The sequence below is a fragment of the Virgibacillus sp. CM-4 genome (assembly GCF_000445495.1).
GTDB classification, from domain to species: Bacteria; Bacillota; Bacilli; order Bacillales; family Amphibacillaceae; genus Virgibacillus; species Virgibacillus salexigens.
In genome coordinates this window covers 730,236-745,843 of record NZ_AUQA01000002.1, presented here as the reverse complement: position 1 = coordinate 745,843, position 15,608 = coordinate 730,236, and the positions used below count along the sequence as shown (strand labels likewise).

Below are 15,608 nucleotides of genomic sequence, written 5' to 3'. Positions count from 1 at the left end.
GAGGAAGCACATAGTGTTACCAATAGGATCCATTGTGTACTTAAAAGAAGGAACAAGTAAACTTATGATTCTAAATAGAGGACCGATCTTAGAAGTGGAAAACGAAAAGAAGATGTTTGATTACTCAGGATGCTTTTATCCTCAAGGGTTGGTGCCCGATAATGTTTTTTATTTTAATCATGAAAATATCGATAGGGTAGTATTTGAAGGATTTAAAGATAACGAAGAAGAACGTTTCCAGAAACTTTTTAACGATTGGAAACAAGAAAATAATGAAAGTATAGAAAAGGGAATAGTTACATACCCATTGAAATAGTAAATGCTAGACCATTTTTAGAAGTTGAGCGTAAGGGTTCTATCTAAATAAGGTAGAACCTTTACGCTCAATAAAATATAGATTATAGTAATTATTCTAAGTTTGTATTTTGTTGATTGAGTGCATCGTAACTCTCTTCTTAGTTCACCTAGTTTATCTGCAACTGCTTAAAGATAAATGATTCTGTAATCTTTTAAAAAGAGATAACCTTTTTGCTTAAATAATAGTTATAGGTTTTAATATAAGTTTAAATTTCAAAATAGTTGATTATTCCTGCTATATCAATTCAGACTAGCGTAAGTATGGACGTCAATTCGTCTCCTCCCCAATCTCTAAAATGTATAAAAAAGGTAAGAGTAGTGCAAAAAAAAGTAAATGTGCTTTTAGATAGAAAGCTGCTCCTGCTTTGAAAGAAGGAGCAGTAACAGTAACAGTGTTTCGATAACCTTGTATCATTATTTTCCCCTTTCTTTCTATAAAACGCCGTATTTCTATTAATTTTGTAAAGGTTTATTTTTGATAATATGTGGCTTATATAAATTTAGAGAAGTACACTATTATACTTTAAATTCTGCATCTAGAACTGAACGCTTATCTATTATTTAATTACTAAAAATGGAAATAACGCCAAATAACTGCCAGAGTAAAACAATAACAAACAGTATAGCTAATAACTTATTCCACAAAAGCGGCAAAACGGTTGTAATAACTTTTGTATATGATAGTTAATACCTGAAGTAAAAATAACAATATATTTAAATACAAAATCTATTTTTGTCTGGCATTCTAAAAACATTTGCTCCATAGACATAGACTCCTATAGTAAATGGATGAAAGATAATTGAAAAAGCTGCAACCATAAAACTCGTGGTAATAATCAAAAACAAAATTGTACTAGGGAAAGGAAGTTCTGCCCCCAGGAAAATTAGGGAAAAGAGGAATATAAAAAATAATGGCATGTACAGAGCCAACCCATGAATTTTTTGTTTGTTCGAATGAATACAAATGTTTATTGCTCCTTTTTCGAAAAGCTGCAGCGAATGCTAATAAAACTAGAAAAGGTTGGGGAAAAAGCAAAAAACCAATAGATCATGGTGCCAATCCCAATTCCAAGAAGGATAATTAATTAGAAATAGAAAGACGGTAAGAATAACAATACAGTTAGCCTTTAAAAAGAAATGAATCCTTCTGTAAGAACATATGTATTTTTCTTTTCAGTTATAGGATTATTAATTATCTTAATCCATTTCGTGTTTTATCTCCTGCACCATCTCTTGACTCCGTATATTATAGCAGATAAGAAATTTTGTTAGCTTATGATATATTCTTTCCCCTATTATACTCACTATGATTAAAGCAAATATGATGAGGTAACAACACCATTATAAGCCTGAATAAAGACTGGATATAGGTATTACTGCGAAGTCAGTTACTCCATCTACAACAACTTTTATTCCACCTATGACACCATTAATAGTACCATCTACGACTTCTCCTATATTGAATCGCCTTTTTGTTTTGCCTTACATCAGTGTGCTTTGATTTCTTAATTTCTTAAAATCTGTAATGCTTTCATCATCAAACAAACCTGACCCTCCAGAATTGGATATAATTACCTGTTTTTGTTATAGAACAAAAAGATTTCATAAAGCGAATAAAATTTAAAGAGAGAAGTTGAATACTATACGAAGTGAGTCATACATTTGTAAATGATGGACAAGTAGTTTTTACTTTTGTATTTTATTTGATTTCCGAAATTGAGAATTTAATTCTTGGATTAATAAGACGTGTAAAGATGAACGCTCTATGATTAGGGTAATAAATGATTCACGGCGGCGATCAATTGATGGATTTAGGAATAAAAGACGGATCGAATTAGTTTTCAGCTTGTAATTATTTTTACGTTTACACTAAACGAAGCAGAAAAATGAATGCGCTTACAAAATATGTCGAAGAATGGTTTAAAGAAAACTATTTCCTTACCACTGCTCAGTCGTTGCTAGTTACAACAATCAATTTCTATTCAACAGGATAACAGGATAAAATTGATGGAGGATTTTCGCGGATCGTCGGGATTCATGAAATCATGCGCGATTACAATTGTGGATGTTCATGATTAATAATGAAAATGGGGGAGGATGCATGATGAAAAAAATTGCTTTTAATTGGGTGATTGGTAGCTTAATGATTGTTTTGCTTTTGGCTGGGTGCAGCAATGGGGAATCGGCTTCTAGTGAAGGAGATGGTCAAGAATATACTATCAAATTCGCTCATGTGGTAAGTCCATCTACTGCAAAAGGGAAAGCGGCAGAAAAATTTGGTGAACTTATTGAAAAAAGAACCGATGGGCAAATAAAAGTAGAAGTCTATCCAGATTCTCAACTCGGAAGTGATCGTGAAATAATTGAACAGATGCAGTCTGGTACTGTGCAAATGAACGCACCATTTACAGGTGTTTTACCTACCTTTGTAAAAGAATTTGAAGTGTTTGATCTTCCTTTTTTATTTGAGAATCGAGATCATGCCTTTAAAGCAACGAATGGTAAATTAGGGGATATTCTAGGAAAAAAATTAGAATCGCAAGGCATGCATTTATTAGGTTTCTGGGACGGTGGATTCAAGCATTTGACGAATTCCATACATCCAATTGAAACACCGAAGGACATGAATCAGCTAAAAATGAGAGTTTCACAAAGTCCGCTTCTAATCTCCCAGTTTCAGGCAGTTCATGCAGGTGGAGTGTCCATTGATTTTTCTGAGTTATATACTGCTTTGCAAACTGGTACAGTAGATGGTCAGGAAAATCCACTATCCAATATTGTTAGTAAGAAGTTTTATGAGGTGCAGGATTATCTTACGCTAAGTAGTCATGGTTATATGGCGTATCCACTTGTAATCAGCAGTAAATTTTATCAAAAGCTGCCTGAGGAACTACAAGCAGCTGTAGATGAAGTTTCAAAGGAAGTGACGGAATGGCAGTGGGAAGAATCGAAGCGTGATGAAGAGGCCTATCTAAAAAAATTAAATAAAACAGATATTCAAATCAACGAACTGAGTCCGGAGCAGAAGGCAGCCTTTAAGGATGCAATGTCAAGCGTATATAACGAATTTAATAAGTTGGATGGTAGTAAGGAATTGCTAAATGCGGTCGATCAATAATTGCCAAACTAAAATTAGAGCGGTTGAGGCCGTTCTTTCCCTTTTTTCTTTAATTGATTCAAAAGGAGCATGTAAATGAGAATAAATAAATTATTAGATCACTTGGAGGAGTACGTGGCAGTGCTTTCTCTTCTCATTGCTTCTTTACTGGTCTTCCTTCAAGTAGTACTTCGATATGCTTTTAATATATCCTTAGTCTGGTCTGAAGAGGTTTCAAGGTATATTATTATTTGGTTTATTTTAGTGGGGAGCAGTATAGCAGTAAGAGAGAAGGCACATGCGACAGTTGATGCGGTGGTTACATATCTGCCGTACATACTAAAGAGGCTATGTTCGATATTAGCGAGCGTGATAGGAATGATCTTTAGTGTCATTCTTATCTGGTCTGGATCGATTACGGTTTCCAATGTAATCGAATTTGGGAATGTAACACCTGCTGTAGGTATTCCGATGTTTATCCCATATTTGGCGCTTCCTGTAGGCGGTTCATTAATGTTCATTCGTTTTCTACAATTACTAATAAAAGATGCTACAAAAAAAATAATTCCAATGGAAATCCTCCAGTTACAGAAGGGGGAAAGAAGGAATGATTATCGTTATTTTTGTTCTTCTATTAATTATTGGAGCACCGATTGCCGTAGCAATAGGCTTAGCGAGTTTTGTAGCCATGATGCAACAGGGAGTTTCGATTGATGTATTCTCTAGAACCATTTTTGCGGGAATAGATTCCTTTACTCTGATGGCCATTCCTTTTTTTATCTTTGCTGGAGATTTGATGCTTGCTGGCGGAACGTCGAGGAGATTAATTGATTTTGCTAAAAAGCTAGTAGGCTGGACGACGGGTGGATTACCAATTGCAGGGGTTATGTCTTCTATGCTATTTGCCGCACTTTCAGGTTCTAGCCCTGCTACGGTAGCTGCCATCGGTGGATTAATGATTCCTTCGTTAAATGATGCTGGATATTCAAGGAAATTCGCAATCGGTTTAATGACAACTGCTGGAACATTGGGTATTATCATTCCGCCTAGTATCACGCTGTTGGTCTATGGCTCTTCTGCAGAGGTTTCCATTAGTGATTTATTCCTTGCTGGAATCGCTCCGGGAATTTTTATTGGTTTGGTCCTGATCATTGTCAGTTATATCATTTCAAAAAGGGAAGGATTTAAACCAGAAGGAAGGGCGAGTCTTGGAGCGGTTGGAAAATCATTTATCTCAGCCATTTGGGGAATATTGCTTCCTGTTATTGTTTTAGGAGGCATCTATTTTGGGATTTTTACTCCGACAGAGGCTGCCGCTGTTGCAATTTTTTACAGTCTAATCATTGGGTTGTTTGTCTATAAGGAATTGACAGTGCGAAGGATCATCGATGTTACGAAGAAATCGGTTATAACTTCTTCGATGATCATGCTTGTTATTGCGGCATCTAATGTGTTTAGTTGGTATCTAACCTATGAGCAAATACCTGCCAATCTCGCATCTGTTTTTCTTGAGTATGCCAACACTGAGGTGGTTTTCTTATTACTTGTTATAGTCATTTTGCTGCTGGTAGGAATGTTTATGGATACGAGTGCGGCAGTATTAATTTTTGTTCCGTTATTTTTGCCAATGGTTTTCGAACTTGGGATTGATCCGATCCATTTTGGAATTATTATGATTGTTGCTCTTTCTATTGGCATGATCACACCTCCGTTTGGGCTAAATTTATTTGTAGCTTCGGGGATTAGTAAAGTATCATTAACCGAGGTAATTAAAAGTACCGTTCCGTTTATTCTTGTTATGATATTTACCTTGCTTGTTATAGCGTATATACCTGAAATATCACTATTCTTATTGAATGTATTTGATTAAGCAGCTGAAGGTTTGCCACACCGAATTGATTAAAAAAAACTAACCCAACAGGATTTCAAGCTGACACATCTACTATGTCTTATACCTTGCAAGTGCCATTGAATGAAACATTTCACGGAGTTACCTTACTAGGAGCGGATAAAGAAGGAAACGACAGGAGAAAGAACAGGCTTTTCTGGGTGGAATAGTCAGCGTTATACTTTCCTTGAGTATCCCTTGACAGTTTTTAAGAGTAAGTTTATGATACATACATATGTATAATTAGTGAACATATGTAATATAAAAGGGAAGAGAGATTTTATGCTGAATTGGGAAGATAGAAGATTAATGGTGAAAGTAGCAAAGCTATATTATTTTGATAGTTGGACACAACAACAAATTGCAAATAAACATAACGTTTCCAGACCGGTAATTTCCAAACTGTTAAACACAGCAAAAAAAGAAGGAATTGTGGAGATTTATATTAAAGATGAAACATCCCATACGGTGGATTTAGAGCAGCAACTCGAAAAAAAGTATGGTTTAAATGAAGTGATTGTTGTTTCTACAGCAGGATTCGCACCTGAAATGGCCAAACGACAACTTGGTCAAACTGCTGCCTCTTATGTATCCAATCATCTCACGAATGTTAAAAGTTTAGGGATTTCCTGGGGATCAACCCTATTATCCCTTGTAGAGGAATACCCATATGAGCGTCGCAACGATATTCATATTGTGCCAATTGTTGGTGGAATGGGAAGTAACTATGTTTATTTACATTCCAACCAGCTGTCCTTTAACTTAGCGCAAAAAATGAATGCTTCTTGCTCCTATCTTTATGCACCAGCTATGGTAGAAAGTCAGGATTTAAGAGAACGTCTTGTTAATTCTAAGGATATTGCCTATGTGCTTGAAGAAGGAAGAAATGTAGATATGGCCATAGTTGGTCTAGGGAATCCTTACAAAACATCTACGATGGAAAAAATTGGTTATCTTAATGAACACGATTTAACATCCTTAAGAAAAGCAGGTGCGGTAGGCGATATTAGTTCGAAGTTTTTTGACGCTGTGGGTGAGGAAGTAGACCATCCCCTGAATAATCAGGTCATCGGTCTTACCTTAGAGGAGATACGCAAAATACCAGAGGTTGTCGGAATAGTAGAGGGCTCTTATAAGCTTGAAAGTATAGAATCTGCACTGCAGGGCGGATACTTAAATGTCCTCATTACAGATGATCGAACTGCACAGGAATTGGTAGAAGACTAGAAACAAATGCAATGATAAAGAATTTTGTTAATAGAAAAGCCGGGCGAATCGAATGCTATGCAATAGTAAATGGTTCGTCCGGCATTTTTATTTTAGGTAGGAATAACAATAGATTTTAATCCTTCTTTGCTCAATGCTGTTTCAAATGCATTCTGTGTTTCTTCTAATGGGAAGGTGTGTGTAATAAAAAAGGAAAAATCAATAAAGCCTTCATCAATCCATTTTACTGCTTCCATGTGTAGATGTCTCGGAGCACCATGAGTTCCCACTACTTTTAGCTGTTTATAAATAATTGGGTTTGTATTTACTGGCATATCGGTAACACCTTTAATTCCTGCAAAGTACAGCACACGCCCTGTTGTTCTGGCAAGCATTAATGCTTCATTTTGAACTACTGGCGAGGGAGCTGTTACAATTACAGCATGTGCACCGAGTCCTCCTGTTTCAGATATCACCCTATCCATCGTGTTTTCATTATTTGGATCAATGACAATATCCGCTCCAATTTCTAGTGCCTTCTTCTGCCTTTCTTTTGAGCGCTGGACTGCGATTACTTTAGCAGCACCCATTCGTTTTAATGCGGCAATGTACATACAACCGATTGCTCCCGCTCCGTAAACAACTGCTGTTTCCCCCGCATGTACTTCTATTTCCTGTAGCCCGCTTAACACACAGGAAAACGGTTCGGAAAGACAGGCAAGCTGGTAAGATGTCGTATCAGCGATGCGCTGAACAGATCCATTTTGAATAAATAGGCTTGGCAAAACAATATATTCAGCGAAACCACCATCAACTTGATAGCCCATGGACCGACCTTCTACGCAATGGTGGCCCTCATTTGCCTGGCAATAATGACATGTGCCACAAGGCATGTGCGCGCCAAGTGTTACTCGATCCCCGAATTGAAAGCGGGAAACTCTAGGTCCAATATCTACAATTTCTCCTGCAATTTCATGTCCGGTGATCCGTGGATAGTCTACTCGATCATCCCCATTTTGATAAATTCGCAGATCAGATCCACATACACCTACAGCATGAACCTTTAGTAATATTTCATCTTCCTGAATACCGGGAAGATCACGTTCCGTCAGTGTTAAACGCTTTTTCCCGGTAAGTTCGACTGCTTTCATTTTGTGTCCCCCCCTTTTACACATCTTTAAATGTCACTGCCTTTGTAATGAAGTAATTCATTTCACGTCTTTCTTCCTCTTCCCTTTCTTTATCCCAATGAAGTATTGTTGCCATCTCTTGTGTAACATAAGGTAGTGACCTTTTTACTTTTTCTAGATCAAAAAGGAGGTAGCTTGTGCGACGATCATAAAAATCTGCTAACGATGCTACCATCTCAAACTGAAGGGTATAATGGAGCTCAGCAAGGACATCCCGTTCTTCCTTCTTAGCATAAATAGAATCGAGCTCACTTATTAGCTTTAATAGTTTCTCCGTATTAGATCCATAACGTAGAACATAGTCCATGATTTCTTTTTCAGTTAACTTAAGATCATGATACATTCCGTGTAGCTTTCTCGCATATTGATTTATCTCTTCACTAGAGTCAAATTTGCCTCCTGAAAGTTTAACAGAAGTTGTATTCGTTCCATTTGATTTAGTGGTGGTTTTGGCTTCAATATGGGCTAAAACCCTTTCAGCCATCTTACGGTAACCAGTTAGTTTTCCCCCGGCGATTGTAACGAGTCCTGTATCAGATTCAAAAATCTCATCATGCCTTGAGAGCTCTGAAGGAGATTTCTCTTGTTCTCCGATAAGCGGACGAATTCCAGCCCAGCTTGACGTAATATCTTCTTCTTTTAAGTTCACATCTGGGAACATATCGTGAAGACATCCTAACAAATAGGTTACTTCTGACTTGTTGACATGAATATCATCCATATCCTGGCTATAGATAGATTCAGTTGACCCTACATAGGTCCTGTCTCCCACTGGAATAACTGCAATCATTCTACCTTTATGTTGAAAATAAATGGAGGAAGAAACAGGTAGATCGCGATATTGGAAAACAAGATGGATACCCTTTGCAAGCACCATGTATTTTCCCTCAATTGGTCGATCTTTTTTTCTTATTTCATCCACCCAAGGTCCAGCAGCATTTACAACATGTTTTGCTCTAACAGTGAAGGTCCGCGCTCCAATATAATCTCTGGCAACGATTCCTTTTACCTGGTTGTGTTCATCCTTCAAAAATTCTGTCATTTCTGTATAATTCAAAACTAAGGCACCAGCTTCGGCGGCTGTTTTTGCTACTTCCATTGTCAGTCTACTGTCATCTGTTCGATACTCTACATACTCCCCGCTACCCTGCACAGTATCTTTATTAAATAAGGGTTCTCTCTTTAACGTATTTTTCTTGGAATAGATGGTATGTCTTTCCTCTTTTTTTACGCCTGCAAGTCGATCGTATAGAGTCAGACCTGCTTTTAATGTTACGAGATTATAAGATTCTTTCTTTACTAATGGAAAATTCATTTTAATTGGGTATACAAGATGTCGAGCATTGTTATAAACGATCGCTCTTTCGCGTCCTGTTTCTTTTACAACAGTGAAATCAAAGTTTTGTAAGTATTTTAGTCCCCCGTGGATTAACTTTCCAGAACGACTGCTTGTGCCTGAAGCAAAATCTTTTCTTTCGATAAGCGCAACTTTTAATCCCCTTGTTACGGCATCTAACGCAATTCCACTCCCAGTTATACCGCCACCGATAACCAATACATCGAAATGATCTTCTTCCATTCTTTTTACTATGGCATCACGAGACATAGTTGAGAAGGTTTCTGTTTTCATTCGTGCATCTCCTTTTTATCTTTTTTACAATTGTTCAATATGGTATCATACGTAAAATCACTCAATTTAGTATAACGTTGTTGAAATTTTTAGTCAATAAAGGGCTTACAAAGATATGGTGATAAAATTTGAGTAGCTTCCAATATATAGAATTTGTGGTAATCTAGTAGCATCATGGATTAAAGACGTTTAAGGGGGACAAAAGGTGGATACGAAAGAACGTAAATTCATTGTGAAAATTGCAAAGTTATATTATTTAGAAGGATGGACGCAAAATCAAATTGCTAAAAAAGTAGGTCTATCACGGCCTATTATTTCGAAAGCCCTTAAGCAGGCAAGGGAGAAAAATATAGTAGAAATCTATATAAAAGATGAAACAGCTCTTACAGTAGAATTAGAAATGAAACTAGAGAAAAGGTATGGTCTGAAGGAAGTCTTAATTATCGCTGGAAAAAAAGGAAATAAAGAGAAAACACAAAGTCAACTTGGTAAAGCAGCTGCGAATTATTTATCCAAAAGGTTAGACGAAGTTAAGACAGTCGGGATTTCCTGGGGGAAGTCTATGCAAGCTATGGTCGAAGCTTTTCCTCACATGGAAAAGAACCACATCCATATTATTCCATTGATCGGAGGAATGGGGCAATCCTTTATCCATTATCATTCTAACCATTTAACATTCGAGTTGGCGCAAAAATTAAACACGCGTTCCTCCTATCTGTACGCACCAGCGGTCGCAGAAACCACAGAATTTAAGAAAGAAATTGTTGCTTCTAAAGATGTTGCAGAAGTCTTAGATGAGGGGAAGAAAGTGGATATTGCAGTCGTAGGAGTTGGACATCCTATTATTCAGGCAACGATGAAAGAGATGGGCTATTTAAATGAATATGATATCCAGACATTGCAGGAAACAGAGGCAGTCGGGGATATAAATTCCAATTTTTACAATGCAGCAGGTGAACTGATTAAACATTCTCTAAATGATAGACAGATTGGGCTTTGTCTTGAGGATTTAAAAAATATTCCGGAAGTAATTACCATTGTACAAGGTGCACACAAAGTGGAGAGCCTAAGAGTGGCTTTGGAAGCAGGGATATTGACGACATTAGTTATGGATGATCAGACAGCAGAATTACTTTTAGAAAACGGATCTTAAAATAAATTGTCTAAAATTATTGACAATAATATGTAAGCGTTTTATTATGTTTACAAACGTCATAATAATTTACAAGTGTAAAGGCGGGGTTAACGTGTGGGGGACATTTATATTAGTGTTTGCCGGAATTTGGGCATTACAGTTTTTGTTAACACAGCTACAGGTGAAGCATTACAGAGCAAATATAAAAGAATTTGCCAAGCGGAAAGTAGGCTATCTCGGTACAGGTTACTACAAAAAAACGCTAGGCACAGGTGCTCTTATGCTGATTGTGTGTGATGAAGAAATGAATATTGTAGAAGCACAGGTGATGAAAGGGCTTACTGTTTTTGCTAGATTCCGTAATATGAGCAAACTTATTGGAATGCAGTTAGATTCAAGCAAGGAAGCAGAATTTTTGTCCATAAAAGAAAGAAATGCATTACAAGGTGCAATTGATATGATTAAAAAAGAAGTGAACAAAGGAGATGGGAATAAAGCATGGATTTCTTAATTTCATTAGCTGAAGGATTTATTGGAATGTTTGAGGCTGGCGGGAAACAATTTGTAGACCTAGTGACAGGGATTATTCCATTATTGGTAGTTCTTATTACAGCTGTAAATGCTGTAATAAAATTCGTTGGGGAAGAGAGGGTTAATGCTTTTGCTCAAAAGTGTACGAAGTATTTTATTTTAAGGTATACCGTTTTTCCGTTTATCGCCGTTTTCTTCTTAACTAACCCAATGTGCTATACGTTTGGTCGCTTTTTACCTGAAAAACAGAAGCCCGCTTTTTATGATTCCGCTGTTTCTTTTGTTCATCCAGTAACAGGGCTTTTCCCACATGCTAATCCAGCTGAGTTGTTTGTATATATGGGTGTTTCGGCAGGAATCACGTCGCTTGGTTTATCCTTAGGACCGTTGGCATTACGCTTTCTACTTGTTGGTATTGTTGTAATGCTGCTTAGAGGTTTAGTAACAGAGATTATTACAGACCGTATGATCAAAAACAAAGCGAAGAATGCAGAAGCAAATGTTGCATCTTAACTTAGTTGGGAAAGGAGCGTATTATCAATGAGTGAATATAAAGCTGTTAAAATATCAAAAGGGCCGTCTGGATGGGGAGGACCTTTGATCATTGCACCTACAGATAATCAAAAATATATTTTATCGGTGACCGGTGGAGGAATCCACCCAGTAGCACAAGAGATAGCAGATCGTACTGGCGGGATAGCTGTTGATGGTTTTGAAAAGTCTATTCCAAATGAAGAAGTGGCTGCCGCTGTTATCAATTGTGGTGGAACGGCAAGAAGTGGTGTCTATCCTCGACTGGGGATTAAAACAGTGAACACATTTAGTAATTCCCCATCTGGCCCGCTTATGAAATTTATAAATGAAGATAACTTTGTTTCTGGTGTGGAAGTTGCGCAAATAGCGTCCACAGATAACTCAGATGCAGCAGCTGCAATAGACAAATCACAAGATCCAACACCACAAGAAAGCTCTCTACTTGATAAGGATGTTGCCCAGCAAAAAAAACAACAAGCAAAAGAGACAGTGGCCCAGCAGAAGCTGCACAAGGGCAAAAAGAATCCTATTATGAGGTTCATCGAAGTGCTTGGAAATAAAGTAGGAAATGTTGTTAGTATCTTTTTCCAATCTGGTCGAGATACGATTGATACGATTATAAAAAATATTTTACCATTTATGGCATTTGTAAGTGCGCTTATTGGGATTATTAACTATACCGGTATTGGTGATATTATTGCTGAATTTGTTGCTCCGATGGCGACTAGTTTAATAGGGATGTTAATTCTATCATTAATTGCTTCCATACCGGTTATCTCTCCGTTGCTTGCGCCTGGAGCTGTTATCGCACAGGTTGTTGGTGTGTTAATAGGTGTGGAAATTGGAAATGGAAATATCCCTCCACAAATGGCTCTGCCAGCATTGTTTGCAATTAACCCTCAAGTAGGAACGGATTTTGTACCAGTTGGTTTGACGCTTGGAGAAGCAGATCCAGAAACAGTAGAAGTAGGCGTACCTGCAGTTCTTTTTTCAAGGCTGATTACAGGACCAGCAGCAGTCGTAATCGCATATTTTGCTAGTTTTGGTTTATATAGCTAAAAACACAATTTTCATTCATTTAAGATATATCTGTTGACCTGAAAAAGAAAACGCCTTATAATTACAAATGTTACTAATTGTTACATTTGTAATTATATTTCTAAGATGTAGTTAAGATAATAGACTAGAAATTAAGGAGAGAGAAAATGGAAATGACCAAACCTTCTGTAGACGTAAACGTTGTTCAGGTCGGTCCAGACGCCGAATTAATGTTTGAGGAAAACATGATCATTCTTTTTAACAGCAGTGTTCCCAATGATCTAAAAGAAATTGCTATTGTTCATGATGGAGGAGGCCTGGCGATAGCATTACAAGCAGGGGATGAAATGGTGATTGATAAGGAAGTCTTTCAGGTGTTGTTTGTAGGAGATAAAGCAAATGAAACATTGGCAGATTTAGGCCACGCAACCTTTCACTTTAATGGTGAGTCTCATTCAGACATGCCAGGAACGGTTTGTTTAGAAAATAAAACGATCCCTCCGATTAATGAAAATACTGTTATATCATTTAGAAGATAGATAGAATTCAAATGTGAGGAGTGGAGAAAGATGCTTGGCTTAAATAGAAAACTGCAAAGACTAGAAAATAAAGGTTCATATATAAAAGTAGGGCTTATAGGTGCAGGACAGATGGGGAGAGGGATGATTTCCCAGATAGAGGGTATGAAAGGGATGCGCGTTGTTGTTACAGCTGATTTGCGAGTAGATAACATAAAGAATGCCTATACTCATGCAGGAATTGAATCATCAAATGTCATAGTTACAGATGACAAGGATAAAGCCACTATAGCTTTAAAACATAATCAAGTTATTGCGACAGCTGATATGAAGCTTGTAACATCGCTAGAAGAAGTTGATGTTGTCGTAGATGCAACCGGTGTACCAAATATAGGAGCAGAAATCGCATGGGATTCTATTTTAAACCGGAAGCATATTGTCATGCTAAATGTTGAAGCAGATGTAACAATAGGACCCTTATTGAAGAAAATGGCGGATGCTTCAGGCGTTGTGTATACAGGTTCTGCAGGAGATGAGCCTGGCGCCATTATGGAGCTTTATGACTTTGCCGATGCAATGGGATTTGAAATAGTCGCATTAGGAAAAGGCAAAAACAACCCGCTCAATTTGGAGGCGAACCCAGCTACTGCTGAGGGAGAGGCATTATCCAAAGGTTCTAGTCCAAAAATGTTAGCGTCCTTCCAAGACGGCACCAAAACAATGGTGGAGATGAATGCGATTGCAAACGCTACAGGGTTCCTTCCAGACAAGCCTGGAATGCATGGATTTAGTGGATCTGTCTCTGAGCTTCCTGAATTATTTCTTGAAGAGAGCAAAGGCGGTAAAGTAAGTAGTAAAAAAGTGGTTGATTTTGTTAACGGGATTGCACCAGGTGTATTTGCAATCATTGCTTCAGATAAAGACGAAGTGAATGCGGAAATGAAGTATCTTAAAATGGGGGATGGGCCAAACTACGTGCTTTATCGGCCATACCATTTAACAAGCTTAGAGACGCCTCTTTCTATTGCAAAAGCTTATTTTGATCATGAGCCAACAATTGCACCATATCATGGATTGCAGGGCGAAACGGTAACAGTAGCGAAAAAGGATTTGGAAGAAGGAGAGTACCTAGATAACATTGGCGGATTTACCGTTTACGGAAAGCTGTTAAAAGCCTCTGAAGCCAAAGAAATGAACGCTTTACCATTAGGATTAATTGATCAGAACGTGCAACTGAAGAAATCGATTAAAAAAGGAAATATCATCACGTATGATGATATTTTACAAACAAAAGAAACAACAATTTGGAAGCTTCGTGCTATCCAGGATAAAGATTTTTTTTAGAAAAGAAAAGCCTCTCCACAACTATATACTGTGTAGAGGCTTTTCTTTTATTAGGTAAGAAAACGCTTTTATTTTTTCTTGACGTTTTTATTACTTATTGGTATTCTTGTTACAAATGTAACTATTAAGAACAAATGTAAAAGGGGCTGTGAATATGACAAAGCTATCTTTACCAGAGAATGTTACAAACGAAAAATTAATAGGTCTATATAAACAAATGTGGCTCATTCGCTTTTTTGATGAAAAGGTAGATGAGTTTTTCGCAAAAGGACTAATACACGGTACAACCCATTTAGCGGTTGGACAAGAAGCAAGTGCATCAGGTCCGTGTGCAGTGCTTAGAGATGAAGATAAAATTACAAGTACACATAGAGGGCATGGTCACTGTATTGCTAAGGGTGCAGACATTAACAGAATGATGGCAGAGCTTTTTGGTAGAGCAACAGGCTATTGTAAAGGAAAAGGTGGCTCTATGCATATTGCCGATGTAGAAAAAGGGAACCTTGGTGCAAATGGAATTGTTGGTGGAGGTATCCCTTTGGCAGTTGGTTCTGCTTTAACATCCTCTATGAAAAAATTAAACTATGTGACGGTTTGTTATTTTGGAGATGGTGCAACGAATGAAGGAAGTTTCCATGAAGCATTAAACCTAGCTGCCGTTTGGAATTTGCCAGTCGTCTTTATTTGTGAAAATAACCAGTACGGAATGTCTGGTGCGGTAAAGGATATGGTGAAAATCCCTGATATTGCCACACGTGCTGATTCTTATGGCTTTCCTGGAGTTGTTGTTGATGGTACAGATATGATTGAACTTATGAATGTAAGCAATGTAGCGGTAGAACGGGCACGTAGCGGACAGGGTCCGACATTGATTGAAGCAAAAACATATAGATGGAAAGGTCACTCAAAAAGTGATGCTAAGAAATATCGTACACGTGAAGAAGAGAAGGAATGGAGAGCAAAGGATTCCATTAAACGATTTAAAGACGTTCTAATTGACGAAGGGTTTATTACCGAAGAAAAGGCAGAGGAACTTAAGCAAGAAGCTAAGAAAGAAATTGAAAATGCTGTAGCATTCGCAAAAGAAGGTCCAATGCCTGGTAAAGAAGATCTATTAACAGATGTCTATGCATAAGGAGT

15 protein-coding genes are annotated in these 15,608 nt (G+C 37.5%); 12 read left to right on the top strand and 3 right to left on the bottom strand.

The window, feature by feature from the left end; all coding sequences use genetic code 11:
• Window positions 1-13: 13 nt before the first annotated feature.
• On the top strand, window positions 14-316 hold the full coding sequence (locus M948_RS27170; protein WP_021289559.1) for a DUF4176 domain-containing protein: 303 nt from the start codon (window positions 14-16) through the stop codon (window positions 314-316).
• A 309-nt stretch (window positions 317-625) separates the two neighbouring features.
• On the opposite strand, the gene M948_RS43125 is transcribed toward M948_RS27170, so the two are convergent.
• Complete coding sequence (locus M948_RS43125) at window positions 626-772, bottom strand: hypothetical protein (RefSeq protein WP_021289558.1); 147 nt, start codon at window positions 770-772, stop codon at window positions 626-628.
• Between the two features lie 1,686 nt (window positions 773-2,458).
• Between M948_RS43125 and M948_RS27165 the strand changes: the two genes are divergently transcribed.
• The 4 genes from M948_RS27165 to M948_RS27150 all read left to right on the top strand — a co-directional run bounded on the left by M948_RS27165 (window position 2,459) and on the right by M948_RS27150 (window position 6,569).
• A complete protein-coding gene (locus M948_RS27165; protein WP_231378654.1) occupies window positions 2,459-3,475 on the top strand; it encodes a TRAP transporter substrate-binding protein in 1,017 nt (338 codons plus the stop codon).
• A gap of 75 nt (window positions 3,476-3,550) precedes the next feature.
• The gene (locus tag M948_RS42740) at window positions 3,551-4,168 is read left to right on the top strand and encodes a TRAP transporter small permease (protein WP_231378653.1); all 618 of its coding nucleotides are present in this window, start codon (window positions 3,551-3,553) and stop codon (window positions 4,166-4,168) included.
• Window positions 4,062-5,324 carry a TRAP transporter large permease gene (locus M948_RS27155; protein WP_021289553.1) on the top strand — a complete coding sequence of 421 codons (1,263 nt, stop codon included), beginning with the start codon at window positions 4,062-4,064 and terminating at the stop codon, window positions 5,322-5,324. Before M948_RS42740 ends, M948_RS27155 begins: the two co-directional genes overlap by 107 nt.
• Before the next feature lie 300 nt (window positions 5,325-5,624).
• Window positions 5,625-6,569, top strand: a complete 945-nt coding sequence (locus tag M948_RS27150; RefSeq protein ID WP_021289552.1) for a sugar-binding transcriptional regulator — start codon at window positions 5,625-5,627, stop codon at window positions 6,567-6,569.
• 92 nt (window positions 6,570-6,661) lie between these two features.
• Here the strand turns inward: M948_RS27150 and M948_RS27145 are convergent, their stop codons facing one another.
• Both M948_RS27145 and M948_RS27140 read right to left on the bottom strand, forming a co-directional pair.
• The gene (locus tag M948_RS27145) at window positions 6,662-7,699 is read right to left on the bottom strand and encodes a zinc-dependent alcohol dehydrogenase (protein ID WP_021289551.1); all 1,038 of its coding nucleotides are present in this window, start codon (window positions 7,697-7,699) and stop codon (window positions 6,662-6,664) included.
• A gap of 16 nt (window positions 7,700-7,715) precedes the next feature.
• The gene (locus tag M948_RS27140) at window positions 7,716-9,368 is read right to left on the bottom strand and encodes a glycerol-3-phosphate dehydrogenase/oxidase (protein WP_021289550.1); all 1,653 of its coding nucleotides are present in this window, start codon (window positions 9,366-9,368) and stop codon (window positions 7,716-7,718) included.
• A 205-nt stretch (window positions 9,369-9,573) separates the two neighbouring features.
• Between M948_RS27140 and M948_RS27135 the strand changes: the two genes are divergently transcribed.
• The 7 genes from M948_RS27135 to M948_RS27105 all read left to right on the top strand — a co-directional run bounded on the left by M948_RS27135 (window position 9,574) and on the right by M948_RS27105 (window position 15,603).
• Complete coding sequence (locus M948_RS27135; protein ID WP_021289549.1) at window positions 9,574-10,521, top strand: sugar-binding transcriptional regulator; 948 nt, start codon at window positions 9,574-9,576, stop codon at window positions 10,519-10,521.
• Between the two features lie 94 nt (window positions 10,522-10,615).
• Entirely contained in the window at window positions 10,616-11,014 is a 399-nt protein-coding gene (locus M948_RS27130; RefSeq protein ID WP_021289548.1) for a transcriptional regulator GutM, read from the top strand.
• Complete coding sequence (locus M948_RS27125) at window positions 11,002-11,547, top strand: PTS glucitol/sorbitol transporter subunit IIC (RefSeq protein WP_021289547.1); 546 nt, start codon at window positions 11,002-11,004, stop codon at window positions 11,545-11,547. Before M948_RS27130 ends, M948_RS27125 begins: the two co-directional genes overlap by 13 nt.
• 27 nt (window positions 11,548-11,574) lie before the next feature.
• The gene (locus M948_RS27120; protein ID WP_021289546.1) at window positions 11,575-12,627 is read left to right on the top strand and encodes a PTS glucitol/sorbitol transporter subunit IIB; all 1,053 of its coding nucleotides are present in this window, start codon (window positions 11,575-11,577) and stop codon (window positions 12,625-12,627) included.
• A gap of 146 nt (window positions 12,628-12,773) precedes the next feature.
• On the top strand, window positions 12,774-13,145 hold the full coding sequence (locus M948_RS27115) for a PTS glucitol/sorbitol transporter subunit IIA (protein ID WP_021289545.1): 372 nt from the start codon (window positions 12,774-12,776) through the stop codon (window positions 13,143-13,145).
• Between the two features lie 30 nt (window positions 13,146-13,175).
• Window positions 13,176-14,468 (top strand): NAD(P)H-dependent oxidoreductase, encoded by a 1,293-nt coding sequence (locus M948_RS27110; protein ID WP_021289544.1) that lies wholly within the window; start codon window positions 13,176-13,178, stop codon window positions 14,466-14,468.
• A 154-nt stretch (window positions 14,469-14,622) separates the two neighbouring features.
• On the top strand, window positions 14,623-15,603 hold the full coding sequence (locus tag M948_RS27105; protein WP_021289543.1) for a thiamine pyrophosphate-dependent dehydrogenase E1 component subunit alpha: 981 nt from the start codon (window positions 14,623-14,625) through the stop codon (window positions 15,601-15,603).
• Window positions 15,604-15,608: the final 5 nt, after the last annotated feature.

Coding starts and splice junctions, on each gene's coding strand:
- M948_RS27150 (WP_021289552.1), top strand. CDS start 5,625: ATGCTGAATTGGGAAGATAGAAGATTAATGGTGAAAGTAGCAAAGCTA.
- M948_RS27120 (WP_021289546.1), top strand. CDS start 11,575: ATGAGTGAATATAAAGCTGTTAAAATATCAAAAGGGCCGTCTGGATGG.
- M948_RS42740 (WP_231378653.1), top strand. CDS start 3,551: ATGAGAATAAATAAATTATTAGATCACTTGGAGGAGTACGTGGCAGTG.
- M948_RS27140 (WP_021289550.1), bottom strand. CDS start 9,368: ATGAAAACAGAAACCTTCTCAACTATGTCTCGTGATGCCATAGTAAAA.
- M948_RS43125 (WP_021289558.1), bottom strand. CDS start 772: ATGATACAAGGTTATCGAAACACTGTTACTGTTACTGCTCCTTCTTTC.
- M948_RS27125 (WP_021289547.1), top strand. CDS start 11,002: ATGGATTTCTTAATTTCATTAGCTGAAGGATTTATTGGAATGTTTGAG.
- M948_RS27105 (WP_021289543.1), top strand. CDS start 14,623: ATGACAAAGCTATCTTTACCAGAGAATGTTACAAACGAAAAATTAATA.
- M948_RS27165 (WP_231378654.1), top strand. CDS start 2,459: ATGATGAAAAAAATTGCTTTTAATTGGGTGATTGGTAGCTTAATGATT.
- M948_RS27155 (WP_021289553.1), top strand. CDS start 4,062: ATGATTATCGTTATTTTTGTTCTTCTATTAATTATTGGAGCACCGATT.
- M948_RS27110 (WP_021289544.1), top strand. CDS start 13,176: ATGCTTGGCTTAAATAGAAAACTGCAAAGACTAGAAAATAAAGGTTCA.
- M948_RS27115 (WP_021289545.1), top strand. CDS start 12,774: ATGGAAATGACCAAACCTTCTGTAGACGTAAACGTTGTTCAGGTCGGT.
- M948_RS27145 (WP_021289551.1), bottom strand. CDS start 7,699: ATGAAAGCAGTCGAACTTACCGGGAAAAAGCGTTTAACACTGACGGAA.